General features: G+C 69.9%; 18 protein-coding genes. 9 read left to right on the top strand and 9 right to left on the bottom strand.

Features of this window, described 5'->3' with window-relative positions; all coding sequences use genetic code 11:
- The first annotated feature begins 3 nt into the window (after nucleotides 1–3).
- The 3 genes from TBR22_RS12885 to TBR22_RS12875 all read left to right on the top strand — a co-directional run bounded on the left by TBR22_RS12885 (nucleotide 4) and on the right by TBR22_RS12875 (nucleotide 5618).
- Nucleotides 4–867 (top strand): ParB/RepB/Spo0J family partition protein, encoded by an 864-nt coding sequence (locus tag TBR22_RS12885; RefSeq protein ID WP_239493397.1) that lies wholly within the window; start codon nucleotides 4–6, stop codon nucleotides 865–867.
- 294 nt (nucleotides 868–1161) lie between these two features.
- Nucleotides 1162–3126, top strand: a complete 1965-nt coding sequence (locus TBR22_RS12880; RefSeq protein ID WP_239493396.1) for a cation:proton antiporter — start codon at nucleotides 1162–1164, stop codon at nucleotides 3124–3126.
- Between the two features lie 83 nt (nucleotides 3127–3209).
- On the top strand, nucleotides 3210–5618 hold the full coding sequence (locus TBR22_RS12875) for an LptF/LptG family permease (protein ID WP_239493395.1): 2409 nt from the start codon (nucleotides 3210–3212) through the stop codon (nucleotides 5616–5618).
- A gap of 62 nt (nucleotides 5619–5680) precedes the next feature.
- Here the strand turns inward: TBR22_RS12875 and xerD are convergent, their stop codons facing one another.
- Entirely contained in the window at nucleotides 5681–6592 is a 912-nt protein-coding gene (gene xerD, locus TBR22_RS12870; protein WP_239493394.1) for a site-specific tyrosine recombinase XerD, read from the bottom strand.
- 132 nt (nucleotides 6593–6724) lie between these two features.
- Between xerD and TBR22_RS12865 the strand changes: the two genes are divergently transcribed.
- The 5 genes from TBR22_RS12865 (at nucleotide 6725) to TBR22_RS12845 (ending at nucleotide 12208) form a co-directional block, all read left to right on the top strand.
- Nucleotides 6725–7057: a PadR family transcriptional regulator gene (locus TBR22_RS12865; protein ID WP_239493393.1), complete on the top strand. Its 333-nt coding sequence runs from the start codon at nucleotides 6725–6727 to the stop codon at nucleotides 7055–7057.
- A gap of 4 nt (nucleotides 7058–7061) precedes the next feature.
- Nucleotides 7062–9662, top strand: a complete 2601-nt coding sequence (locus tag TBR22_RS12860; protein WP_239493392.1) for an ABC transporter permease — start codon at nucleotides 7062–7064, stop codon at nucleotides 9660–9662.
- 8 nt (nucleotides 9663–9670) lie between these two features.
- Complete coding sequence (locus TBR22_RS12855; protein ID WP_239493391.1) at nucleotides 9671–10387, top strand: ABC transporter ATP-binding protein; 717 nt, start codon at nucleotides 9671–9673, stop codon at nucleotides 10385–10387.
- A 185-nt stretch (nucleotides 10388–10572) separates the two neighbouring features.
- Nucleotides 10573–10929 (top strand): hypothetical protein, encoded by a 357-nt coding sequence (locus TBR22_RS12850; protein WP_239493390.1) that lies wholly within the window; start codon nucleotides 10573–10575, stop codon nucleotides 10927–10929.
- Nucleotides 10930–10933: 4 nt separating this feature from the next.
- On the top strand, nucleotides 10934–12208 hold the full coding sequence (locus TBR22_RS12845) for a sensor domain-containing diguanylate cyclase (protein WP_239493389.1): 1275 nt from the start codon (nucleotides 10934–10936) through the stop codon (nucleotides 12206–12208).
- A 23-nt stretch (nucleotides 12209–12231) separates the two neighbouring features.
- On the opposite strand, the gene TBR22_RS12840 is transcribed toward TBR22_RS12845, so the two are convergent.
- The 8 genes from TBR22_RS12840 to TBR22_RS12805 all read right to left on the bottom strand — a co-directional run bounded on the left by TBR22_RS12840 (nucleotide 12232) and on the right by TBR22_RS12805 (nucleotide 23773).
- Entirely contained in the window at nucleotides 12232–13845 is a 1614-nt protein-coding gene (locus TBR22_RS12840; RefSeq protein ID WP_239493388.1) for a TldD/PmbA family protein, read from the bottom strand.
- An 8-nt stretch (nucleotides 13846–13853) separates the two neighbouring features.
- Nucleotides 13854–15209 (bottom strand): TldD/PmbA family protein, encoded by a 1356-nt coding sequence (locus TBR22_RS12835; RefSeq protein WP_239493387.1) that lies wholly within the window; start codon nucleotides 15207–15209, stop codon nucleotides 13854–13856.
- Nucleotides 15210–15352: 143 nt separating this feature from the next.
- Nucleotides 15353–16960: a metallopeptidase TldD-related protein gene (locus TBR22_RS12830; protein WP_239493386.1), complete on the bottom strand. Its 1608-nt coding sequence runs from the start codon at nucleotides 16958–16960 to the stop codon at nucleotides 15353–15355.
- 17 nt (nucleotides 16961–16977) lie between these two features.
- Complete coding sequence (locus TBR22_RS12825; protein WP_239493385.1) at nucleotides 16978–18714, bottom strand: hypothetical protein; 1737 nt, start codon at nucleotides 18712–18714, stop codon at nucleotides 16978–16980.
- Nucleotides 18711–20702, bottom strand: coding sequence for a DUF4175 domain-containing protein (locus tag TBR22_RS12820; protein ID WP_239493384.1), 1992 nt, complete (start codon nucleotides 20700–20702; stop codon nucleotides 18711–18713). Before TBR22_RS12820 ends, TBR22_RS12825 begins: the two co-directional genes overlap by 4 nt.
- A complete protein-coding gene (locus tag TBR22_RS12815) occupies nucleotides 20692–21873 on the bottom strand; it encodes a BatA domain-containing protein (protein ID WP_239493383.1) in 1182 nt (393 codons plus the stop codon). Before TBR22_RS12815 ends, TBR22_RS12820 begins: the two co-directional genes overlap by 11 nt.
- Entirely contained in the window at nucleotides 21870–22784 is a 915-nt protein-coding gene (locus TBR22_RS12810; RefSeq protein ID WP_239493382.1) for a DUF58 domain-containing protein, read from the bottom strand. Before TBR22_RS12810 ends, TBR22_RS12815 begins: the two co-directional genes overlap by 4 nt.
- On the bottom strand, nucleotides 22781–23773 hold the full coding sequence (locus TBR22_RS12805) for a MoxR family ATPase (RefSeq protein WP_239493381.1): 993 nt from the start codon (nucleotides 23771–23773) through the stop codon (nucleotides 22781–22783). Before TBR22_RS12805 ends, TBR22_RS12810 begins: the two co-directional genes overlap by 4 nt.
- Before the next feature lie 133 nt (nucleotides 23774–23906).
- On the opposite strand from TBR22_RS12805, the gene murQ reads away from it, so the two are divergent.
- Nucleotides 23907–24857 (top strand): N-acetylmuramic acid 6-phosphate etherase, encoded by a 951-nt coding sequence (gene murQ / locus TBR22_RS12800; RefSeq protein WP_239493380.1) that lies wholly within the window; start codon nucleotides 23907–23909, stop codon nucleotides 24855–24857.
- Nucleotides 24858–24952: the final 95 nt, after the last annotated feature.

Raw genomic sequence — 24952 nt, 5'->3', positions numbered from 1 at the left:
CGCATGCGCCATGACGCGCATTACGTCGAGACGCTCACGGCTTCGGCTGGTGCGCCCGTGGGCCGCATGATTCCGATCGAGCAGATCGACCCGAATCCCAACCAGCCTCGGCAAGTGATGGGGGACCTCACCGAGCTGATCTCGTCGGTGAAGGAACAGGGCCTCATCGAGCCGATCGTGGTCCGGCAGCGCGGGTCCCGCTTCCAGATCGTCGCCGGGGAGCGTCGCTACCAGGCGGCCGTCCGCGCCGGGATCGAGGAGTTGCCCGTGGTCATCCGCGATGTGGATGACGTGGGGATCCTCGAGATCGCGCTGGTCGAGAACATCCAGCGCAAGGACCTCACGCCGTTCGAGGAGGCCGAAGCACTCCACGCCCTGTGCCAGAAGGCCGGGTACACACACGAGACCCTCGCGCAGAAGCTTGGCAAGAGCCGCACGGTGATCACCGAGTCGCTCTCGCTGAACCAGATGCCCGAGCACATCAAGCAGCTTTGTCGGCTGGCCGACATTTCCTCCAAGTCGTTGCTTTTACAGGTAGTTAGGCAAGGCGAACCGGAGAAGATGGCAGCCCTGGTCGAGCAGATGTCGCGAAGCGGTGGCATGACGCGCCAGGAGCTCCGCGAGCAGGTCAAGAGCAAGACCGCCCGGCGTGGCGGGGCCCGGCCCAAGCCGTTCACGTTCAGCTACAAGGCGCCGACCAGGCAGTTCGCCTTCCAGCTCAGTTTCAAGAAGACCGACGTCGAGCCTGAAGAGGTCATCGAGACCCTCGAGCGCATCCTTGACGATCTGAAGGCGCAGCGATCACTCGCGGTCGAGCGCCCGGGTGAAGGGGCGGAGAGCGACGCGCCGTCGGCTCAGGACGAATAGGCCCCAGCCTTCAGATTCCAGTCGGCTCGAGCGTCAGTACGCCCTCGGTGGAGCGACAGGGCAGCCGGGGCACGCGGGGGCGGCATCCAACGAAACGACGCAACGCAGTACCCGGCTTCAATGGTTCAGACCCTGTAGTTAACATAATGTGTATTATCGGACTCATTGCATTTGCGTCCGACAATATCCCTGTTGAAGGTGTGTGTGGATGCTCTAAGGTGATTCGACCTAACGAATGACGGCCGCCGGTCGGCACGCCGCGCCCACCTCCGTTACCATGCTGCCCGAGCGCTCATGGGCATCGCCGCCGACCTCGCCATCGTCATCGTCGCCAGCCTCGCCGGCGGACTCGCTGCGCAGTTCCTCAAGCAGCCGCTGATCCTCGGCTACATCCTCGCGGGCGTGGTGATCGGCCCCCATTCCATCGGCCAGGCGATCACCAACACACACGACATCGAGCTGCTGGCCGAGGTCGGCGTCGCTTTGCTCCTGTTCGCGCTGGGCCTGGAGTTCTCGCTCAAGCAACTGCAGCCGGTGCGCGCCATCGCCCTGATCGGAACCCCGATCCAGATGGCATTGGTGATACTGCTCGGCTTCGGCGTCGGGTCCGTGCTCGGGTGGGACTGGCGGCCGTCCCTGTGGCTGGGGGCCGCCATCTCGCTGAGCAGCACCATGGTCATCCTGAAGACCCTGATGGCTCAGGGGCAGCTCGGCACCCTCTCGAGCCGCGTGATGGTGGGCATCCTGATCGCCCAGGACCTCCTGGTGGTGCCCCTGATGATCCTGCTGCCGACCCTCTCGCAGCCGGAAGCGGGTCTGCGAGCCGTTGCCGCGGCGGGCGTGAAGGCCGTGATCTTCCTCGCGCTGATGGTCGTGGTGGGCACCAGGTTCCTGCCGCGGCTGATGCAGTTCATCGCCGTCCGCCAGTCACGGGAGCTGTTCCTGCTCGCCATCACGGCGATCGGCCTCGGCATCGGCTACGTCACGTACCTGTTCGGCCTGTCCTTCGCCTTCGGCGCCTTCGTCGCCGGCCTGGTCCTCAGCGAATCCGATTACGCGCACCAGGCGCTGAGCGACATCATTCCGCTCCGCGACGTGTTCGGCATGCTGTTCTTCGCCTCGGTAGGCATGCTGATCGACCCGCGACAGTTGCTCACGATGGCCGGGCCGGTGGCGCTGTTGCTGATGGCGATCCTGATCGGAAAGGCGTTCATCCTGGGCGGCGTGTCGTACGCATTCGGCTACCGGAACGTCGTCCCGCTGGCCGTCGCGCTCGGCCTCTGGCAGATCGGCGAGTTCTCGTTCGTGCTCGGCAAGGTCGGCCTGGCCGCCGGGGGCCTCGATGCCTCGGCGTTCGCGCTGCTCCTGAACACGGCCGTCCTCAGCATGGTCCTGACGCCGCTGGTGTCCGGACTCACCTCGCCGGTCTACGCCTGGTGGCGACGGCGGTCCGACACCGAGCCGGTTCACACCATCAACATGCCAGCCGCCGGCGTGCGCGACCACGTGGTCATCGTGGGCGGCGGTCGCGTGGGCCGCTTCACGACGACCTTCCTGCGCCGCCTGCAGTTGCCTGCGGTACTGCTCGAGTTGGACTATCGCCGATTCGAACAGGCCCGGGAGGACGGGCTGACCGTGGTGTTCGGTGACGCGACTCAGGCGGTCGTGCTCGAGGCGGCACACGTCGCCCACGCGCGGCTCGTGCTGGTGACGGTGCCGGTCGTGAGCGTCACCGAAGCCATCATCGACGCGGTGCGGCGCCTCTCCCCCGTCGTCCGGATCGTCGCGCGGGCCGAGGGAGCCGAGCAGTTGAAGCAGTTGCAGGCACGGGGTATCACCGAGGTGGTCCAGCCGGAACTCGAGGCCGGGCTGGAGATGGTGCGCCAGTCGCTCCTGCATCTCGACTACGGTGTCGCCGAGGTGCACCGTGTGAGCACGCAACTCCGCCAGGAGATGTACGCGCCGCTGTTCGGCGACGACAGCGACTACCAGACGCTGGTGCAACTCGGGGCGGCAAGTCAGCTGTTCGATTTCGCGTGGGTCGAGGTCCACCCCGGCAGCCAGCTGGCGGGCGCGAGTCTCGGCGACCTGGGCATCCGGGCACGGACCGGGGCGACGGTCGTGGGCCTCATGCGCGACGGGCAGATGCAGCCCAACCCTGGCGCCGAGACGGCCCTCGAGCCGCACGACCTGCTGGCCATTGCCGGCACCCCGGACCAGCGCCGCGCGCTTTCGGCCCTCGCCAGCGCCGCGTCATGATGGTTGGAACCGACCGCGACTTCTGAAATGATCGTCTGATGAGCACGGCGCGGCATTCGCGCCCTGCCCCACGATCTCCCAGCATGCTCCGCACGCTCGACCGCTACATCATCCGCGAGACGCTCGCGCCGTTCGGGCTGACGCTCCTCATCCTGACGTTCCTGCTCCAGATCCCGACGATCATGGACGTCGCCGAGAAGCTGATCGCCAAGGGCGTGAACCTGCCGACGATCGGGCGCATCCTCCTGACGCTGCTCCCCTCGTCGTTGGCCTTGACCATCCCCATCAGTCTGCTCGTCGGTCTGCTGATGGCGCTGGGCCGGCTGTCAGCGGACCGCGAGGCGGTGGCCATGCAGGCCTGTGGCGTGAGCCTCTACCGGATCCTGAGGCCCGTCGGCCTGATGGCGGTGCTGGCGACCGCCGCCACCGCCTACACCATGATCGAGGCCATGCCGCGGGCCAACCAGACGTTCCGCGACATCACGTTCCGCATCATCCAGGCCAAGGCCGAGAGCGACGTCCGCCCTCGCGTGTTCTTCGAGGAGTTCCCGAACCTCGTCCTGTACGTGCGCGACGTGCCGGCCAACACCCGGGGCTGGAAGGGCGTCTTCCTCTCCGACACCCGGAACCCGGGCGAGCCGCAGTTGCTGACTGCCGACCGGGGGCACTTCGTGCTCGATCCGAAGACGCGCCGCGTGGATCTCATCCTCGAGGACGGGATCATGCACCGGTCGAAAGTCGACACCCCGGCGCAGTACGAGCTCCAGTCGTTCGAGTCGCTGACCGTGTCGCTCGATCCCGAGACGGTGTTCCCCCGACAGGGGCTGACACCCGGCGACAACGAGATGACCATCCCGCAGCTGCGGACAAAGGCCCGCCAGTTGCGAGAACAGGGCATGTCGCCGCACAACCCGATCATGGCCATCCAGCGCAAGTACACCATCCCGGTGGCCTGTCTGGTGTTCGGGCTCATCGCCCTCGGCCTGGGCGTGTCACACCGGAAGGATGGCAAGAACGCCGGTTTCGTGATCGGCATCGCCGTGGTGCTCGTGTACTACGTGCTGATGTACATGGGTGAGGCGTTGGCCAAGGGCCAGAAGGTGCCGGCGGAGTTCGCGCTCTGGATACCCAACGTGCTGCTGGGTGGGGCCGGGCTCGTCCTGCTGGTGATGAAGACGCGCGGCTACGAGTTCTCCCCCAGCCTCCGAATTCCCGTGCCGCAGGCTCTTGGCGGCCTGCTGCGCCGCGTCGGCGCCCCGTCGGTATCGTCCCGCGGGCGGGCGGTCACCGTCGAGGATGCCGCCCCCCGGCAGCCTGCGCAGGCGTCGGCGGCTGCCCCACGCCGAAGCGGCACGGTGGTCGTCATCAAGGTGCCTCAAGGCATCCTGCCGACGTTCAACATCCTGGATCGGTACCTGAGCCGCATCTACCTTCGGGTCTTCGGGGTCACCTTCCTGGGCATGCTGGCGGTGTTCTACATCGCCATCTTCACCGACTACAGCGAATACCTCTTCAAGGGCAAGACGACCGGGCAGACGCTGCTGAGTTTCTTCGCGTATTCGACACCGCAGTACACGTACTACATCACGGCCATGGCCGCACTTGTCGGCACGCTGGTCACCGTGGGCCTGCTCACCCGGACCAGTGAGCTGACAGTGATGCAGGCATGCGGGGTCTCGTTGTACCGCGCCGCGATTCCCATGCTGGCCTTCGGGTTGATGTGGAGCGGGGTGCTGTTCGGCATGGAGCAGAGCATCCTGGCAGCCTCCAACAGGCGTGCCGAGGAACTGCGCGACACCATCAGGAGCGGGACGCCGACCAGGAGCCGCTACGGCCTGGCTTCGCGGCAGTGGATGGCGGGCAGCAGCGGCGAGCTGTATCACTACGGGCGGTTCGATGCCCGCGCCGGCAGGCTCGAGGACCTCACCGTCTACACGTTCGGGACGCGCGGCTGGAACGTCACGGGGCGGACCTACGCCCGCGTGTCGACCAACATGAGCAGCACGACCTGGCGATCCGATCTCGGGTGGACCCGCACGTTCGGCGACCGCAACGCCGTGACCGACTTCGAGGTCTTCCCCACCCGCACCGTCACTCTCGAGACGGCCGACTATTTCGGCGTCGAGGAACCCGAAGCCGTGATGGCCGAGCGTCTCAAGCTCGGACAGCTTCGTGACCACATCGCCGAACTCGAGAAGGCCGGCTACAACACCGTGCCCTTGCAGGTGGCCATGCACCGGAAGATGGCCTTCCCGTTCATCACGCTGATCATGACGATGATTGCCATCCCGTTCGGCGTGACGACCGGGAGGAAGGGCACGCTGTTCGGGATCGGGATTGGCATCGTGCTCGCGATCCTCTACTGGACCACCCAGAGCCTGTTTGCCGCCGTGGGCAGCGCCGGTGTCCTGGCCCCGCCGATTGCGGCATGGGCGCCGAACATCCTCTTCGTCGCGGTGGCTGCCTATCTGGTCGTGTCGGCCCGCACCTGAGCACGTCTTGTCGGCCGGCCGACAAGAGCGCCAAACGGCTGTCTGCCAGGCATTTGCGTGGGCTATGCGCGCGGGTGGTGCGACTCGTACAAACGCTTCAGGCGCGCCTCGAGCACATGGGTGTAAATCTGCGTCGTCGACAGCGCGGCGTGCCCCAGCATCATCTGGATTGCCCTCAAGTCAGCCCCGCGATCCAGGAGGTGCGTGGCGAACGAGTGCCGCAGCACGTGCGGTGACACATCGCGCGTCACGCCCGCCTTCATCGCGTACGCCTTCAGGGCCTTCCAGAATCCCACCCGCGTGAGTGCCGCCGGTCCCCGCCCGCCTGGGAACAACCAGGGCGATCCCTGCCCCTTCAACAACCCTCGTCTTCCCTCTTCCAGGTAGGTCCGCAGCGAGCGGATCGCCTGCTCCCCCACCGGGACGATGCGCTGTTTGTCGCCCTTGCCGATACACGTCAGGAAGCCGACCTCCAGGTTCAGGTCGGAGGGGCGCAGCGTCACGAGTTCGGAGACGCGCAACCCCGTGGCGTACAGCAGATCCAGCATGGCTCGGTCGCGGAGGCCTCGAGGAGTGGAGAGATCGGGCGCCGCCAGCAGCGCGTCCACCTCGTCGAGTGACAGGTACCTTGGCAGCTCCCGCCAGGCACGCGGCGGACGCAGGTCGTCGGCCGGATTGGTGGCGATGACCCGCGACACCAGCAGGTGCTTGTAGAAGCCCCGCACGCCGGCCACCATGCGTGCCACGGAGCGCGGCGAGTAGCCCTCGGCCATCAGGCCGCGCACGAACGCTTCGAGGTCCTGAAGCGTCAGGGATTCGGGCGCCTTGCCGGTGCCGGCCGCATACCGCGCCAGCTGCACGAGGTCGCGGCTGTAGCTCTCCACCGACAGCGGCTGCAACCGCCGCACGACCCGCAGGTGATCGAGATACGCATCAATCCGGGCGTTGCTGGCGTGCTGTACGTCTCCATCCACATCGCCAGCATACCGGGGAAACCGCCGCAGGACGGGCGCGCACGACGGCCATGGAACTGCTGGTGACATCCCTGCGTCTCTAGGCATAGAATTCGAGGCATCGATGTCGATGTATCGAATTCGAGGTATCCGATGCCGCCACGCACCGACGCCCTTCAGGGCACGCTCACGCTGCTGATCCTCAAGACCCTCGACGCCGGGCCCCGCCATGGCTATGCGATCGCGCAGCACATCCAGAACACCTCCAATGCCCTGCTCCGAGTCGAGGAGGGCTCGCTCTATCCGGCCCTCCGCCGGCTGGAACAGGAGGGCTGGGTGAAGTCGTCCTGGAGCGTCACCGAGAGTCAGCGCAAGGCCCGGGTGTACGCCCTCACGCCGACCGGCCGGCGCCAGTTGGACGAGGAGGAAGCCAAGTGGCAGAAGCTCCTCCAGGGCGTGCGCCACGTCCTCAGGTTCGCCGAGTAAGGTCATGGGTTGGCTGAAGCGGCTCATCAACTCGACGACCCGGCGCGCCCGGATCGAGCAGGAACTGGTCGACGAGGTCACCTTCCACCGCGAGCAGCACGCGGCCGAGCTCGAGGCTGCCGGCTGGGCGCCTGAGGTCGCTCGGCGTGAGGCGCGCCGACGACTCGGTCTCCCAGGCCCGTGGGTGGCCGCCAGCGTCGAGCAGGACACTCTCCCCTGGCTGTCGACGTGGGCGCGCGAGACGCGACAGGCCGCCCGTGGGCTCCGCCGACGTCCCCTGCTGTTGGCCACCGCCGTGCTCACCCTCGCCCTCGGCGCCGGTGTGCTGCTGGCCACCTCCACGCTCGTCGATCGGGTGTTGCTGGCTCCCCTGCCCGTCCCGGGCGCCGACCGGCTCGTGGTGCTCGACGAGTCGCTCGCCGGGCAGAAGGTCGGCGGCAACCCGGCGCGCACGGCCGACTACGGGCGCGAGGTCGGCGGGCTGCGTGGCGTGATTGGGGTCTACGGCGAGCAGCTCGTGCTGGGGCGCGGCACCGAGGCGAGGTTCGTCCAGGCCATCCGCGCGGTGGGGCCCTTCCGCGACGTGCTGGGGATGACGGCCGCGAGGGGGCGGGTGTTCAGCGACGAGGAGCAGCGCGACGGGGCGTCCGTCCTGATGCTCAGCAACCGCGGCTGGCAGCGGCTCTTCGGCGGCAGCGAGTCGGTGGTCGGCGCCACCGTCACCCTGCGCGGTGCGCCGTACCAGATCGTCGGCATCCTCCCTCCGGAATTTGCCTACCCTGCCGACATCGACGTCTTCGCCCCGTCGGGTCCGGAGTACCAGCGCGCCCCGCGCGGCGGTAACTGGCTCATGGTCATCGGTCGCCTCGCGCCCGGCGCGACCCTTGCGAGCGTCGAGCAGGAGGCCCGTGCCGCGGCCCGCCGCTTCGGCGAGACGTACCCCACGCACGATCGGAACCTCGATGTGCGGCTCACCAGCCTCCAGTCCCATGAGGCGCGCGACGTGCGCTCCCCGCTGCTGATGGTCCTGGGCGCGGCGCTCGTGGTGTACCTGGTGGTCTGCGTCAACGTCGGCGGGCTGCTGTTCGTGCGGGCGATGGCCCGCGACCATGAGTCGTCGGTGCGGCTGGCCCTCGGCGCCGGGCCGTGGGCGATGTTGCGGTTGGCCTTCCACGAGGCGTTCCTGATCGCCGTCGCGGCCATGCCGCTGGCCTGGTACGTCGCCAGCCTCGTGCTGCGGTGGCTGGAGCGGGCACTGGCCGAGGACGTGACCGGCCTGACCGGCGTGACGATGGGGGCGCGCACGGTCGGGGCCGGACTGGGCGTGGTGCTGGTGACCACGCTCGTCCTCGCCGTGTGGCCGGCCTGGCACGTGCTCACGCGGCCCGCGCGCCCCGGAGCGGCGCTTCATGCCGCGACCGAGCCGCCGAGCCGCCGGCGCGTGCGGCGGCTGCTCGTCGGCACGCAGGTCGCCTGCAGTACGGTACTGCTCGTCCTCGCGCTGCTGTTCTCCGGGAGTCTGCAGGAGATGCTTCGTCGACCCCGCGGCTACGATGCCACGCACGTGGTCGCGATCCGTTACGACCTCGATTGGGAACAGCCCAAGGCCGAGATCGACGCCGTGGTGCGGCGCATCCTCGACGCGGTGAACGGCACGCCGGGCGTCGTGGCCGCCGGGGCGGTCGACCGCTTCCCCCTTCAGGGCGGCACCCAGTCCGGCTCGGTCCTCATCTACGGCGAGGCCGACGTCGCCCCCGGGCGGACCGACATCTCGGTGCGCTCGGCGACGCCCGACTATTTCCGCGCAATGGACATCCCGCTCGTGTCCGGTCGGGTGTTCGTCGACGAGGGGCCGGGAAGCGCGCGGTCGGAGGTAGTGGTGTCGTCGGCTTTTGCCCGCCGCCACTTCGGCAGCGTCGACCCGGTGGGACAGCGTCTCTGGCTCAGGTGGAAGGACGACACGCCGGCGTGGTCGGAGGTCGTCGGCGTCGTCGGTGACGTCCGGCAGACGTTCCGCGACGAGACGGCCGTCCCCGAGGTCTACCGGCCCTGGTCACGCGCCTACTGGCCGCTCGTGCACGTCGCAGCCCGCACCGACGGCACCCCGGACGCGGTGCGTCGCCTGCGCGCCTCCCTGCAGCGGGCGATCCCCGACCATCCCCTCGGCCTGCTCGCCCCGCTGGACGAGGCCGTGGATGCCGGGAGTCGGCAGGCGCGCGTGCTGACCCGCGTCATGGCCACCTGTGCGCTCGCTGCGGCGCTGCTGGCGGTCGTCGGCCTGTATGGCCTGCTCGCCAGCGAGATGGTGGCGCGTCGCCGGGAAGTCGGCATCCGCCTCGCCCTCGGCGCGCGGACGTGGTCGCTGCGCGCCTGGCTGTTGCGTCCCGGACTCTGGCTCACCACGGCCGGCGTCACCGTGGGGTTGCTCGCCAGCATCCCGGCGGCCCGCCTCCTCGAACAGCAGTTGTTCGGCATCCGCAGCGGCGATCTCTCCGTGCGCGCCATTGCCGCAGGCGTGCTCCTGTTTGCTGGCGTGGTGGCGGCGCTGGTACCGGCGTGCCGGATCGTGAGCGACCGTGCACTCAGCGGCTTGAGGTACGAGTGAGACACGCCGTGTCCCATCCCCTGATCCGGCTCGACGGCATCCGCAAGGTCTTCGCGGCCGACGATGTGGAGACGCATGCCCTCGACGGCATCGACCTCACGATCGATTTCGGCGAGTACGTCGCCATTGCCGGCCCGTCCGGCTGCGGCAAGTCCACGCTGCTCTCGATCCTCGGCCTGCTCGAGTCGCCCACCGAGGGACGCTACCTCCTCAACGGTCGCTCCGTGGACGGCCTGTCGACGGCCGAGCGGGCGCGCACGCGCAACCGCGAGATCGGCTTCGTCTTCCAGAGTTTCAACCTGATTGGCGACCTCACCGTCCACGAGAACGTCGAGCTGCCGTTGACCTACATGGGGATGTCGGCTGCCGATCGCCGCAAGCGCGTGAACGGGGCGCTCGAGCGGGTCGGCATGGCGCACCGGGCGCGCCACCTGCCGGCGCAGCTGTCCGGCGGTCAGCAGCAGCGCGTCGCCGTGGCACGCGCGGTGGTCACGCAGCCGTCCATCCTGCTGGCCGACGAGCCGACCGGCAACCTCGACTCGCGCAACGGCGAGGCCGTGATGCAGCTGCTGCGCGACCTGCATGGCGATGGCGCCACCATCTGCATGGTCACGCACGACCCGCGCTACGCTGCGCACGCGACACGGTCGGTGCACCTGTTCGACGGCCGGGTCGTCGTCGATGATCAGGTCAGGACGACCGCTGCTCCGCAGCCCCCAGGGTAGGCGCCGGCGCCGGTGGAACCGAGCGTTGATGGCGCGAGCGCGCCCCATGCCGCCACGGCCGGACGCGTGGCGCGCCCGCGTGACCGAGGCTGCGGTCACGCCGGTGCGGCTGGCTCTATTGCAGACTCATCAGTTGTAAACTGGGCGGACGCCGCGACCGACGCGGCAGACGAGAATCGAGCGCGATGAACTTCGATGACCCGAGTGTGTTGGCCCAACTTGACGCCCTGTCGGCGGAGGAACTCGATACGCTGGATTTCGGCGTCATCCGCATGCGCGAGGGCGGCGACGTCGAGGCCTACAATGCGTGCGAGTCGCGCATGGCCGGACTGTCCAGGGAGCGCGTGCTGGCACGCAACTTCTTCAGCGACGTTGCGCCATGCACGAACAACTACCTGATCGCCGAGCGCTTCCTGAGCGAGCCGGAACTGGACGCGACCCTCGACTATGTGTTCACGCTGCGCATGAAGCCCTCGCCGGTCACGCTGCGCCTGCTGCGATCGGCCGCCTCCCCTTACATGTACTTGCTGGTCAAGCGCTGACCTCGTGAGTCACGAATCCGCGTCCGGCGATCAGGAGTCGCTGCTCCAGTTCCTGTACCAGCTCCCCGTCGCCGTATGGCGCATGAGCGGCGCGGGCGAGATCGACCTGATGAACCCGCGCGCGGTCGCGCTGCTGGTGGCACTGGGCCTGCCCTCGCGCGCCGACCAGGGTTGGGCCATCCTGCAGGCGCTCGACCCGGCACTGGCCGACCTGTCGAGGGATCACCTCGGCGAGCCGGGGCTGGTGGCCGAGCAACGGCCGGTCGAGCGCCGCGATCCGCAGGGACAGGTGCGCCATCTGGCGCTGACGGCCATCATCGTGAACCCCGATTCGTGCATGGTCGCGATCGAGGACGTCACGAGCCGCGTCCTTCAGGAGCGGCAGTTGGCGCGGGAGCGGCAGAATCTGGCCGTCCTCCTGGAGGCATTGCAGGGGTACTTCGTGGTCATGCTCGGCCTCGACCTGCGCATCACGCAGTCCAATCGCTCCATCGAGCGCCTGCTCGGCCACGGGACGACGATCGTGGGGCGCCCCGGCGCCGAGTTGCTGCGCGCCGATTCCAGTGAACCGGTGGACCTGGCGGCGATGGCCGCACTCGCCGTCCGCCAGGGCTGGGCTTCGTTCGAGGCGGAGTACCAGTGCGCCGATGGCGGGGCGATCTGGGGCGACACGATCCTCTCGACCATCGTCGACGACGCAGGTGAGGCGGCCGCCTTCGTGATCGTGGCGCGGGACGTGAGCGAGCGGCGTCGGCGCGAGGTGACCTTGCTCGATGCGGCACTCACCGACCCCCTCACGCGGGCACTCAACCGCCGCGGCCTGGCCGCCCGCGTGGAGCCCTGGCTGGAGGACGCGCGGGCCGGCCGAGGCGAGACGATGACCGCCCTGGCCCTGGACATCGACTTCTTCAAGCGGGTCAACGACACCCATGGCCACGACGGCGGCGACGCGGTCCTGCGTCACGTCGGACAGCTGTTGGCCCAGCTGTTCCGGCGCGGCGACATTGTCGCTCGCCTCGGTGGCGAGGAGTTCGTGGTGCTGCTGAGGGACGTCCCGGAACACCAGGCCATGGCGATGGCCGAGCGGGTCCGCCGCGTGATCCAGGACACGCCGGTGCCCTTCAAGGAGGCGACGATCGCCATCACCACCTCCGTCGGCGTGGCCAGGGGCGACAACGTCACGGACGTCGCCAGGCTCCTGCACAGCGCCGACCTGGCGCTGTATCGCGCCAAGGCCGAGGGGCGCAACAGGGTGGTGGTCGCCGAGCCGCTCGACTGAACGGCCCGGTGCACCGCAGCGGCTCAGAGGTAGGCCGCGCCCACCATGATCTTGCGCACGCGCATGTACGGCGCGCCGTGCGAGATGTGGTTGATCTGGACCGGCTGGCCCTTGGCATCGCCTGTGGTGCCGTGCATCTCCCACGAGCCCTTGTTCGACACGGCGTCGAGGTTGCCGTAGAAGTCCGTCGTGATGGCGTTGTAGGTCACGTCGGCCACCATCCGCGTCTTCTTGCCGTTCTTGATCTCCCAGAACGCGTCGCCGCCGAACTGCCCGTTGTAGCGCTGCTGGTCGATCGAGTAGCTGCCGCGCCCGTCGATGAGCAGGCCATCCTTGGTGTCGGCGATGATCTCCTCGGCGCTCGGGGCCTTGTCGTCGCCGGGTTCGACGTGCACGTTGGGCATCCGCAGGAACGGGTAGTTGCGCCACGAGGTGGCGAACGTGCACCCGCGGCTCTCCTTCTCGCCCATGAAGTGCGCCGTCTCGCGGTTGGTCTGCAGGCCCACCAGGATGCCGTCGCGGATGATCGGCCACGACTGCGTCTTCACGCCGTCATCGTCGTAGCCCACGGTGCAGAGCGCGCCGGGCGTGGTGCGATCGGCGGTGACGTTGAACAGCTTGCTGCCGTACTTCAGCTTGCCGACGTCGGACAGCTTGATGAAGCTGGTGCCCGCGTAGTTGGCCTCGTAGCCCAGGATGCGATCGAGCTCGGTCGGGTGGCCGATGATCTCGTGGATCGTCAGCATCGAGTGCGAGGGCGTCATCACGATGTCCTTGAGCCCCGCGGTCACCGACGGCGCCATCGCGTGCTCGACCGCCTCGGCGGCGATGCGGTCGGCGTTCTCGAGCATGCCGCCGCCGGTCACCACCTCGTAGCCGCCCGTCCGGGCCTGCACGGTGTAGGTGCGGGTCTTGACCTTGCCACCGGCGCGCGCCGTCGCCGTGTAGCTCGGCGCCATGCGCCACGTCTCCTGCTCGATGTAGGAGCCCTCGCTCGAGGCGAAGTACTTCCACTCGTAGTCCTGGGCGATCGACGACTGCGTCCGGATGACGCCCTTGGTCTTCATCAACTGCTCGTTGATGCCGAGCAGGAAGGCGATCTTGTCGTCGAGCGACACGGTCGCCGGATCGACCTTGATCGGCGTGGCCCAGTACGTCTGGTAGCCCGGCGTCGGCGTCAGCTTGACGTCGAACCGCTTGGCCACGGCGCTCGCGCGCGCCACCTCCACGGCCTGGCGCGTGATGGCGCGCACCTGGTCCTCGGTGACGGTCGGGCTGCTGGCAAAGCCCCACACGCCGCTGTGCAGCACGCGGACACCGAAGCCGGCGCTCTCGTTGCGCCCGCCGCCCCCGCCGAATCCGCCGCCACCGCCGCCGCCACCGAACCCGCCGCCGCCGACGATGCGATCACGCACGGTGACCGAGTCGCTGACGTTGCGCGTGAAGCGGATGTCGCAGTACGTGGCGCCGAGGCGCCTGGCTTCGCCGAGCGCGACGTCGGACAGGCCCTTGAACTTCGACTCCAGCACCTTGCCCCTGGGCGACTGCGCGATCAGCGCGGCGACCAGGTCGCTGGAGGCGAGCGCCATCGAGGTGGCGCCCACGGTCTTGAGGAACTCTCGACGATTGCTGGACATGGCTGGCCTCAGACCGCGGGCGAGACGGACGTCATCGTGAAGTCCTCGATGCGCATCGCCGGAATCATCGCCGTGCCCGGCTGGTCGTAGGCCTCGCCGGTGTGCATCGGCTCGGGCGGGCCGAGCGCGCTGATGTTGTTGAGCCCGACCACCGGCGTCTCGTTCCAGCGGAAGTTCTGGACCGGCGCGGTGATCTCGCCGTTCTCGATGAGGAACAGGCCGTCGCGCGTCATGCCGGTGTAGAGGATGGACATCTGCTCCACCGGGCGCATGTACCAGAAGAACGAGACGAGCAGCCCGCGCTTGGTCGTCTTGATCATCTCCTCGACGGACGTGGTGCCGCCATCCATCACCAGGCTCAGCCCCGGCTGCGTCGCGGTCGGCTGCTTGCCGGTCTTCTGCGCCCAGTACCGGCTGTAGTACAGGTTCTTGACGACGCCCTTCTCGACCCAGGTGACGTCCTGCGCGGCGAGGCCGTCCTCGCCGATCGGCGACTGCCGCAGCACCGGGTGGTTGATCACCGACTTGATGGTGACGTTGTCGCCGAACAGCTTCTCGCCGACCTTGGTCTGCCCGCGTTCCTTGCCGCTCATGAAGCTGCGGCCTTCCTCGGCCGAACGCGCGTCCATCGACGTCAGCAGCAGCGACAGGAACCGGGCCGCCGGCCGCGGCTCGAGGATCACCGTGTAGTCACCGGGCTCGATGGCGCGCGGCTTCTGCGACTTCAGCGCCTTGTCGGCGGCCCGCTCGGTGATCGCCACCGGATCGATCTGGCTCACGTCCTTCAGCCCTGTCTGCCCCGCCCAGCCGGAGCCCGTCCCGTCGGGCGTGCGGCAGGTCAGGATGAGGCTCGCCTCGGCGTAGCGGAAGTACGAGAAGAGGCCCTCGCTGTTTGCGGTCGCCTGCGTCCAGTGCAGCTTCGGGATGTAGCCGGCGCCGACCACGCCCTTCTTCTCGCAGATGTCGAGGCTCTTCTTCACCATCGCGGCGCGCTCGGCCGGCCCGAAGTTGGCGGTGCGGTCGATCACGGCCTCGACGGGCACGTAGTTCTGCGGCGGCTTGACCAGCGGCATCGTCTCCGGGTTGTCCGGCTTGCGCCTGGCCAGCGCCTGCGCTTCCTCGATCGCCGTCTTCAGCGAGGCATCGTCGAACTGGTGCGTCACGGTACTGGCGCTCTTCTGCCCGTAGTAGACCGTGATGTTCACCTGCTGGTCGTGCTCGATCAGGTTCGCCGTGATGCTGGAATTGGCGTACCGCGTCGCCGACCGCTCCCCACCCTGGAAATCGACCTCGACCGCGTCGGCCTTGGCCATGTTCAGGATCTTGTCGGTGATCGCCTTCACTTCTTCGCGCGAATAACTCATCTCATCCCTCGAGAACACGGCCTGGGGCCCTCGGCCTTCGGCCTTCGTGAAGATCACGCACCTTCGAAGTCGCCCGACGCCGCTCATGGCCGGCCGCAACGACGAAGGCCGACGGCCGAATGAACGAAGTCCGTCGAGTGTCGTTACGAGAAGGCCGCGCCGACCATGACCTTGCGGATCAGGCAGGGCGACGAGCCGTGCGACGGGTAGTTGGACTGCACCGGCTGCCCCTTCGCGTCGCCGTCCATGCCGTGGTGCTCCCAGCTCTCGGGCGGTCCCACGGCGTCGAGGTTCGCCCAGAAGTCCGTGGTGATCGCGTTGTAGGTGAAGTCGGTCACCATCCGGGTGACCTTGCCGTTCTTGATCTCCCAGAAGGCGTTGCCGCCGAACTGCCCGTTGTAGCGCTGCTGGTCGATGCTGAAGCTGCCCGAGCCCTCGACGAGCACGCCGTCCTTCACGTCGGCGATCATCTGCTCGAGCGTCGGCGAGCCGGGCTTGCCCGGCTGCATCTGGATGTTGGGCATGCGCAGGAACGGGTAGTTGCGCCAGTGATTGGCGAACGTGCAGCCCCGGCTCTCGGTCTCGCCCATGTAGTGCGCGGTCTCGCGGTTGGTCTGCAGCCCCACCAGGATGCCGTCCTGGATGATCGGCCACCGCTGCGCCTTCACGCCGTCGTCATCGAAGCCCACCGTGCCGCACCCGCCGACGTGCGTGCGGTCGGCGTAGACGTTGAGCAGGGGGCTGCCGTACTTCAGCTTCTTGAGGTCCGACAGCTTCACGAAGCTCGTGCCGGCGTAGTTGGCCTCGTAGCCGACGATGCGGTCGAGCTCGGTGGGGTGGGCGATGATCTCGTGGATCGTCAGCGCGAGGTGCGACGGCTTGAGCACGAGATCCTTGAGGCCGGCCGACACGGGCGCCGCCATGCTGTGCTCGACGGCCTCGGCCGCGACACGCTCCGCATTGCCCTTCAGGTCCGCCTTCACGAGGAACTCGTATCCCGCGGTCGACGCGCCCGGCGTGTAGATACGCGTCTTGACCTGGCCCTTGGTGCGCGCTGTGGCCGACGTGCCGCACGAGCAGTAGTAGAGGCTCTGCTCGATGAACGAGCCCTCGCTGGTGACCAGGAACTTCCAGTCGTGCGAGAAGCTCACCTGCGCGGTGGCGAACAGGATCTGCTTGTTCTTCTGGATCTCGCTGGTCGCCTCGGTGAGGATCGCCAGCTTCTCCTCGAGCGGCACCTCGAACGGGTCGCGCTCGTGTGGCGTCTCGTAGAACTCGTCGTAGGCCGGCACGGGCGCCAGCTTCACGTCGAACCGCTTGGCCATCGCGCTCGCCCTGGCGATGTCGGTGGCCTGCTGCACCACGCGGCGGATCTCGTCCGGCGCGACGATCGGGCTGCTGGCAAAGCCCCACACGCCGGAGTGGATCACCCGCACACCGAACCCGTACGTGTCGGACACGCCGCCCCCCGGCGTCGCGCCGAAGCCGCCGAAGCTGAACCCGCCGGCGCTGGTCAGTTGCCCGTTCCGGACGTTCAGCGCCTGCGAACGCTTTCGTCCGAACCGGATGTCGGCGTAGGTGCAGCCCAGCGCCCTGGCCTGCTTCAGCGCGTCGGTGCCCCACGTGCGCCAGGGGCCCGACCGTGCCCGTGGTGATTGGGCCGAGGCGGGGGCCAGCCAGAGGTCCGACAGGGTGAGCGCCGCGCCGGCGACGCCGGCGGTCTTGAGGAAGTCTCGTCGATTCTGCGGCATGTCGTTTCGCGTCTGCCTTAGCGCTCGCGCTGCAGGCGGCGCAGGATCCACTCGAGGCCGAGGGCGGTGATGACGATCGCCGCGTACCACCAGGTCCGCGTCACGTACCGCCGCTCACCCGCCGGTGCGTCCAGCGCGGCCCGCAACGCCGAAAGGGCGCGCGGCGCCTCCGCCTCGCCGGCCGCCAGGGCACCCGATTCCGCCTGATGGCGCACCACGTCGGGCCAGCCGGCGACCAGTGCAGGTGGGCTTACCTGTATCACGGCTGCGTCCTCGGCCACCACTCGCCCGCCCCGCCGGGCACGAGCCGCGAGATGTATCCGTCGGTCCGCCGGCCAGGGGGCCGTGCCCCGCCACTGCCCCGGGCGCCCCGACCAGAGCGGGACCGAGGCAGGCCATCCCTCGACGGCCTCGACCGGCGTCACCTCCACCGCGTCGACGGCCACTCCCGGTGCGGCCGTGACCGCCAGCCCCACCACCTGGCCGTCCCCGGAGTGCCCCAGCCATGCCCGCAGCGACAATGGCGATGGCTGGTCGAGCGCCAGCGACGTCAGGAGCGCGCGCCATCCGCCCGCGAAGTCGGCGTCCTCATCGGCGCGCCAGCGCCAGGCATCGAGGGCGGTCACCATGACCACCCGTCCGGCGCCGATCGGCCGCCCCCACAGCACCGGCGTGCCTTCGTCGAAATACGCCAGGGGGCGGGCATCCGTTGCCGGTCGCGGCTCGATCCATTCACGGACGTGCCAGGCGTGTCGGCCGATGCGTGCGACCATCGTCGCACCGGATGTCCGGGTGGCGCCGAGCGGATGGGGCCACAGGCTCGTCCACGGTCCGGGCCCCGGCACCTCGTCGAGGATGAGGACCACGGTGTGACCGCGGTCCTGCACGGCGGTCTTCAGCCGGGCGACGTCGCGGGTGGTCAACGCATCGACGCCGCCGACCAGGGTGATCCCGGCGACATCGCGGCTGGTGGCCGGGCGAGGCTGCAGGTCGGTCCCGGTCACGAGTCCGGGCGCGACCCGCGTCTCGTTGCGAACGTCCACCCGCCGCGCCCCGTCGAGCGCGAGCCGTGCGAAGCGCGCTCCCCATGACGGCCGGGCCTCGAGGACGTCGACAGCCAGGGCGATGTCCCGCACGTGCACGTCGACGTCGGCCGGCGACGATGACCTGACCTGGCCGTCACCCATCCACTCGGCCACGGCACGAAGTCGGACTTGCCCTGGACGCGCCGGCACCCACGGCACCTCGATGCTGACCGCCGGGCGCAGCGGGTCGGCGTCGCCGGACTCCGCGACGGCGACGGCGGTGCCGGTCGCCCCATCGAGCAGCCGCACCCGCACGCGGCCGTGGCGTCGTGGCAGGTCGGTGACCATCGCGGTCACATCCACCCGCGCGCCAACGGCGGCCTGCACGGGGGCTCTCACGGACACGATCGACAGGGCCTCGCCAGCGGCGCGCAGCGCCAGCGCGGCGCCGCGGTCACGGAGGGAGGCCAGGACGGCGGCGGGATCCCCGAGCACGACACGGGCCGACGCGCGGCGCCCCCCGACGGCACCGGACTCGTCGGCGCGGCGCACGTCCGCCCAGGGCGAGGAGGCAGCCAGCCGCGCGACCCGCGCATCGGCGTCGGGAACACCCGGCATCACCTCGACGTCGAGCACGGGGCGCCGGGCCTGGGTGCAGCCCGGGTCCATCAGGCCACCGATGATGCCGGCGATGCCGGCCACCCGCAGCGCGGCGCGGACTGCCCTCACGGCCGACGCTCCCGGGCCGCGAGCCCGGCCTCGTCCGCCGAAGCCGCCAGGGGCACGACCAGGCGCGAAGGCGCCGCCGCGAGGAGGCGGGAGCGGAGCAGCCGCGCGATCCCGGCACGGTCGTCGCGGCCGGCGGCCTGCTGGACCTCCCTCACCCATGCGGCATCGGCACGGTCGAGCGCAATCAGACCCGGGAGCAGCACCGGCACCGAGGTGCCCGTCTGCTCGAGCCGCGCGAGCAGCGCGAGCGCGCGATCACGCTGCGTCTCGGGGAGCGGCCCGCGGGCCCACGTCGAGGGCGCCGCCTCGCTCCGGTCCCCCTGCAAGCGTCGCGCGCCATCGAGACGGACCGGTGCGGGCAAGGTCCGCATGAAATAGCGCGCCTTGCCGAATGCCGCCTGCAACGCCGACAACGCGTCGTACTCGTAAGGCAAGGCTTCCCTCAGGTCGGCGTCGGTGAGCCGGGCCTCGGCCTGCGCCATCTGGCGCACCGCCCTCGTGAGATCGCCCTGGCCGCGGTTGTCGAGGCGCCCCGCCTCCACCTCGTGCGAGTGCGCGGCCTCCTCGGCCTCGTCCTCCACTTCTCCGCCGAGCATGAAGACGAACTCGGCCCGCACCCGGCGCTGCGCGATGGCGAGCGCCTGCGCCTCGGCACGGTAGGCGTCAGGCGTCATCCGTGGGCGACGCTCGAGGAGCCGCTCGGTCAACAGGATCACCATGCGCTGGCTCAGGGCGAACTTCTCGTCCGGCTCGGGCAGGCTGAAGTCGCCGGCTGCCTGGGCGCCCTCCCGGGCGATCTCGATCAGGAAGCGCTCCGACTCCCCCGCGCCCTCGGCGCCCGGCCGCGCGTCGTGGGCCACCGCGTGGTACGCCACCGAGTCGCCGGGAGCGAGGCCGAGCCGCGAAAGATCCACGACATGCTCTGCTTCCCACGCAGTTGCGGAACGGCGCTCCAGCCGCACCGGCCATTCGCCGTCCTCGAACGTGAAGCTCTCGCCGCTGCCCGACACGCGCGTGTACAGCAGGCGCACCTCGCGCAGGCCGAGGTCGTCGCGCGCGGTGATGCGCACCCGTACCTGTCCGGTGGCGGTCGCACGCCGAAGGTCGGCGCCCGGGGCCGTGATCCGGACGTCCGGCGGGGCATCGGGGCGGACCATGACGACGATGGTGGCCAGCGGGGATCCGTGCGCGGTGCTGACGACGACGGCGTCCGACTGACGCAACTCCAGCGTGGCCTCGCGTGCGCCGCCACTCCCCGCGAGCGCGAGGACGTCGCTGCCGAGGCGCGCCGTCGCGCCGTCGGGCCAGCCCGTGAACCTCAGCTCAAGGCGCGAGCCTTCGAGGGCCTCCACTCGCGTCGCCCCGGACTGGGTTCGCGCAGGCTCGCCCGTGTAGGTTGGCGGCCGGACGGTGACCTGCCACTGGAGGGTCGCCGACGCGGTCCGCGTGGCGCTTCGTGGTTCGACTCTCGGATCGGAGCTCGATGGTGCCGTGCCGGCTCCGCGCCACAGCCACGGACCGGCCAGGGCCAGCGCCAGCGCCATCACTGCGCCCACCCATCGTCGTCTCGAGATGGGACGCGGCGGCACGGTCGTCGCCAGTGCCGTGCGCACCTGCCGCGCGAGGTGCGCCTCGACCATCGGTGCCAGCGCCGGCGACCGCTCGTGCCAGGCCTGCAGCGCATTGGCGAGGGCGGGCGTGGCCGCCTCGGCGGCGGTCACCAGCGGCGTCACCGATCGCAGCCCACGCGCCGACAGCAGTCCGGCGGCGGCGACGCTCAGGCCTGCGGCGGCGCCCGTGAGCAAGGCGTGTCCCCCGACAGCCCCCACCCACGCGTGCACGACCCTCGCGACCGCCATGCCGATCACCAGGTGCCAGCCGACAATGCCGACCCGCCAGCGCCGATGGGCGTCGCGCAACCAGGCCTCGATGACGCGATGGTCGGGCGCGCCATCGCGCATGCCGGCGTGTGGCTCGTCAGGCGGCATCGCGAACCTCCGGGCTGCCGTCGGCACGGCTGGCTCGCCGGCGCCACCACTCCTCCGTCAGAAGGAGCAGCAGCGCGAGTCCCCAGCACCAGCGCGTGTCCAGGCCGGCCGGGAGCGTCGTGACCGGCGGGGCCTGCGCCTGGCGGGTGGCGCGGGCGAGCGCCTCGGCCGGCCACATGACCGGCGCGAGGTCGATCTCCGGTCGTTCCAGGGCCTCGCGCCCCAGCGCCGTCGTCCAGAGCGCCAGCGGCGAGCCAGGCGTGGCGGCCAACGCCAGTTCGACGCGCGAGTCCGCGGCCCAGCCGGACAACAGTGGGCGCCCCACCGCGTCTGCCGCGAGGATGCGTACGCCCGGGGCAAGCTCGATGGCGCGCGCATCGCGTACCGACCGTTCGGCGGCCGCCCGCAGCCGCGGATCGCTCGCCAACGCGTCGAGGACGCCCACCGCCTCGCGCGTCGCCGCCTCGACGCGTGCCGCAGGCACCGCCGTGCCTGGCAGCCACAGGCGAAGGCGCACCGCACTGCGCACACGACTGGTCGAGGCGACCTCGCGCAGGCGCGCCGCTGCCGGGCCATCATCGGCTGCGGCTTCGATCGTCAGGCGCCCGCCCGAGGCCCGGGCGGGCGCGGCGGTGACGGGCGCGAGGCTGATGCCCACAGGCACGGGGATGTCGGCCAGGGCGCGGGGTGGCAGCGCCGTGGCGCGCCCGCTCCAGGCGATCGCGATCTCGGCGCGACCGGTGCGCGCCGCGCTGGTGGCGCGGGCGATGGCCTCCGGCAGTGCCTGCGTCGGGGCGGCAGCCGGGAGCAACTCGAACGACGCGGCGGTGCGCTGCCACTGCTCCACCGTCTCGGCGGCTGCGGGCGCGACCGATGCGTCGACCACGATCACGCGATGCAGGCGCGCGCGCCACGCCTCGAGGCGCGCCATCGTCATCAGTGTCGGGCCTGCCGCGGCCGCGGCAACGGCAGCGACGATCGCGGTGCGCAGCACCAGCAGTGGCCAGTCCTGCACGCGACGCAGGTGACGGGACACCGGGGAGGCGGCGCGGAGGAAGCGCAGCGTGGAGAACGGCCGGCGCGTCGGCTGCCTCCGGGACCACAGGTGAGCCACGAGCGGCAGGGCGACGCCGACCAGCAGCGCCCAGGCCCAGGGAGCTGCCCAGGTCACCGGGACCCGCCCGCGAGGGCCGCGCGCTGCTGCGAGAAGGCGCGCAGCACGGCGTCGAGTGGCGCGTCGGTGTGGGCATCGACGAACGTGATGCCTTCGCCCGCTGCGAACGACCGCCACCACCCGAGGAAGCGGCCGAGGCGTGCCACATAGGCGGCGCGGATGGCCGGCACACTGGTCACCACGCGCTCACCTGTTTCGAGATCCTCGAACGACACGTCACCGTCGTCGGGGAGCACCCGCTCCTCGGGCGTCAGCACATGGAACAGCACGACTTCGTGGCCCATCCGCCGCACTTCGCGCACGGCAGCCGTCGTGGCGTCGTCGTCGGCGAACAGGTCGGAAATCACTGCGACGATTCCCCGCCGGCCGAGTCGTGTCGCCGCCGTGCGGATGCCACGGGCCAGGGCCGTGCCGCCGCTGGGCTCGAGGCGGTCGAGTTGGCCGAGTACGCGCACCAGGTGCGGGCGCCCGGTGCGGGGCGGCAACTGCAGCCGCGGTTCGTCGCCATGCGCGATCAGGCCGACCGACTCGCCCTGCTGCACGAGCAGGTACGCCAGGGCCGCCGCCAGCACCGCGGCGACGCGCAGCTTGCTGACGCCGGGCGTCGACGACAGGGCCATCGATCGGCTCGCGTCGACCGCCAGCATCACCGGCCACTCCGTGGTCTCGCGGTAGACGCGCGTGAAAAGGCGATCCGTCCTCGCGTAGTGCTTCCAGTCGAGGTGCTTGAGATCGTCGCCCGGCAGGTAGGGGCGCATCTGCTGGAACTCGGCGCCAGAGCCGGTGAAGGGGCTGCGATGCGCCCCGAGTCGCGCCCCCTCCACGATGAGACGCGCGGCCAGTTCGAGGTCGGCGATGCGTGCCAGCAGCGCCGGGTCGAGTGCCAGCGTCGAGGGCGGCCCCGTCACGACCGCGCCGTCACCTCGTCGAGCAGGCGCGACACGAGCGCATCGGCGTCGACGCCTTCCGCTTCCGCCTGGAAGTTCACGAGGACGCGGTGGCGGAGCACCGGCAGGGCGAGTGCCCGGATGTCCTCGAGCGACACGGTCGCCCGGCCCTCGAGCAACGCGCGAGCCTTGCCGCACAGCAGTAACGCCTGACCGGCGCGCGGCCCGGCGCCCCAGCGGACGTAGGTGGTCACCGAGGCGGTGGCCTCCGGGGCGCCCGGGCGGGTGGCGCGCACCAGTCGCGCGGCGTAATCGATCACGTTGCTGGCGGCGGGGATTTCACGCACCAGCGCGTGCACGGCCGCGATGTCGGCGCCGGTCGCCACGACCTGCGCGGCGGCCTGAGGCGCCGCCGTCGTCTGCGCCAGCATCTGGCGCTCCTCGTCGGCGGTCGGGTATCCGATCACGACGTTGAGCAGGAAACGGTCGAGCTGGGCCTCGGGCAGGCTGTACGTGCCCTCCTGCTCGATGGGATTCTGGGTGGCCAGCACGAACTGGGGAGCGGGCAGATCGTACCGCACACCACCGACGGTGACCTGCCGTTCCTGCATCGCTTCGAGCAGCGCCGCCTGCGTGCGCGGCGGCGTGCGGTTGATCTCGTCGGCGAGCAGGATGTGCGCGAAGACGGGGCCGCGCATGAACCGCACTTCGCGGCGGCCGCTGCTGCGATCCTCCTCGATGACCTCTGCACCGACGATGTCGGACGGCATCAGGTCGGGGGTGAACTGGATGCGATTGAACGACAGGTCGACGGTGCGCGCCAGGGTCTTGATGATGAGCGTCTTGGCCAGGCCGGGCACGCCGCGCAGCAGGCAGTGTCCGCCGGCGAAGAAGCTGACAAGGATCTCGCGGAGCACGGCGCGCTGGCCGACGATCGTCCGTCCGAGCTCGGCCTCGAGGCGCTGGCCGAGCATGGCCGCCTCGTCGATCGGGAGCGCGCGGGTGGGCATGGGTGGCAGCGATTGTAGCAATCGGTCCTCGTGCCTCCCGACGACGGCGGGAGCCCAGGCGTTTCGTTGACAGCCTGGAAAGGCCCGCGCTACGCTTCAGCGGTTTTTCCGCGGTCGCCCCGAGTCACCCCTGATGCCGACGATGTCGAAGTGGGAAGCCCTCCCCACCGAAGCGATCAATCCCAACAGCCTCTCGCTCGACACCGCCTCGGTCGGCGACGTGATCGACCTGATGGTCAGCGAGGATCGCAAGGTGGTCGCCGCGGTCCATCGCGAGAAGGAACGCATCACCGCCGGCGTGCAGATGGTCACCGAGTCGTTCCGCAAGGGCGGGCGCGTGATCTTCGTGGGCGCCGGCACGAGCGGCCGCCTCGGCGTGGTCGAGGCGGCGGAGATGCCACCGACCTTCGGCGTGTCGACGACGCGCGTGCGCGCCCTCATGGCGGGCGGCAAGGACGCCGTGTTCCAGCCCAAGGAAGGCGTCGAGGACGACTACGAGGAAGGCGCGCGGGCCATCGCCCGGTTGCGTCCGCAGAAGCGCGACATCGTCATCGGCATCTCGGCCAGCGGCGTCACGCCCTTCGTGCGCGGGGCGCTCACCCGGGCCCGCAAGGCCGGCCTGCGCATCATCTTCGTGACCTGCTGGCCCGGCAGCGAGCTCCAGAACTTCGTCGACCTGATCATCGCGCCGGCCGTCGGCCCCGAGGTGCTCACCGGGTCCACCCGCCTGAAGGCCGGCACGGCTACCAAGATGGTGCTGAACATGCTCACGACCATCGCGATGGTCCGGAGCGGCAAGACGTACGGCAACCTGATGGTGGACGTCCAGGCGACCAACGACAAGCTGAAGGACCGGGCGCGGCGGATCATCACGATGGCCACGGGCGTCGACTACGAGACCGCCGGCAAGCTCCTCAAGTCGGCGCGCAACGACGTCAAGGCAGCCATCGTCATGCAGCGGACCGGCCTGCCGCTCTCCAAGGCCCTTGCCACGCTGCGCAAGTCGCACGACTCGGTGCGCGAGGCCGTGGGCGAGGACGTCGAGCCGCGCCTGCGCGCCCTCCTGGGCCTCGACAAGAAGTGACCCCAGCAATTTGAAATCGGACAATTTGAAATTGGTCGGCGGCCGGCCTGTCGGCCTTGCCGCTCGACACATCTCGTGGGGCGGCGGCGCAGCCG

It is taken from the genome of Luteitalea sp. TBR-22, from assembly GCF_016865485.1.
GTDB lineage: Bacteria > Acidobacteriota > Vicinamibacteria > Vicinamibacterales > Vicinamibacteraceae > Luteitalea.
The sequence above is the reverse complement of the archived record's forward strand: the minus strand, read 5'-3'. Positions and strand labels throughout refer to the sequence as shown.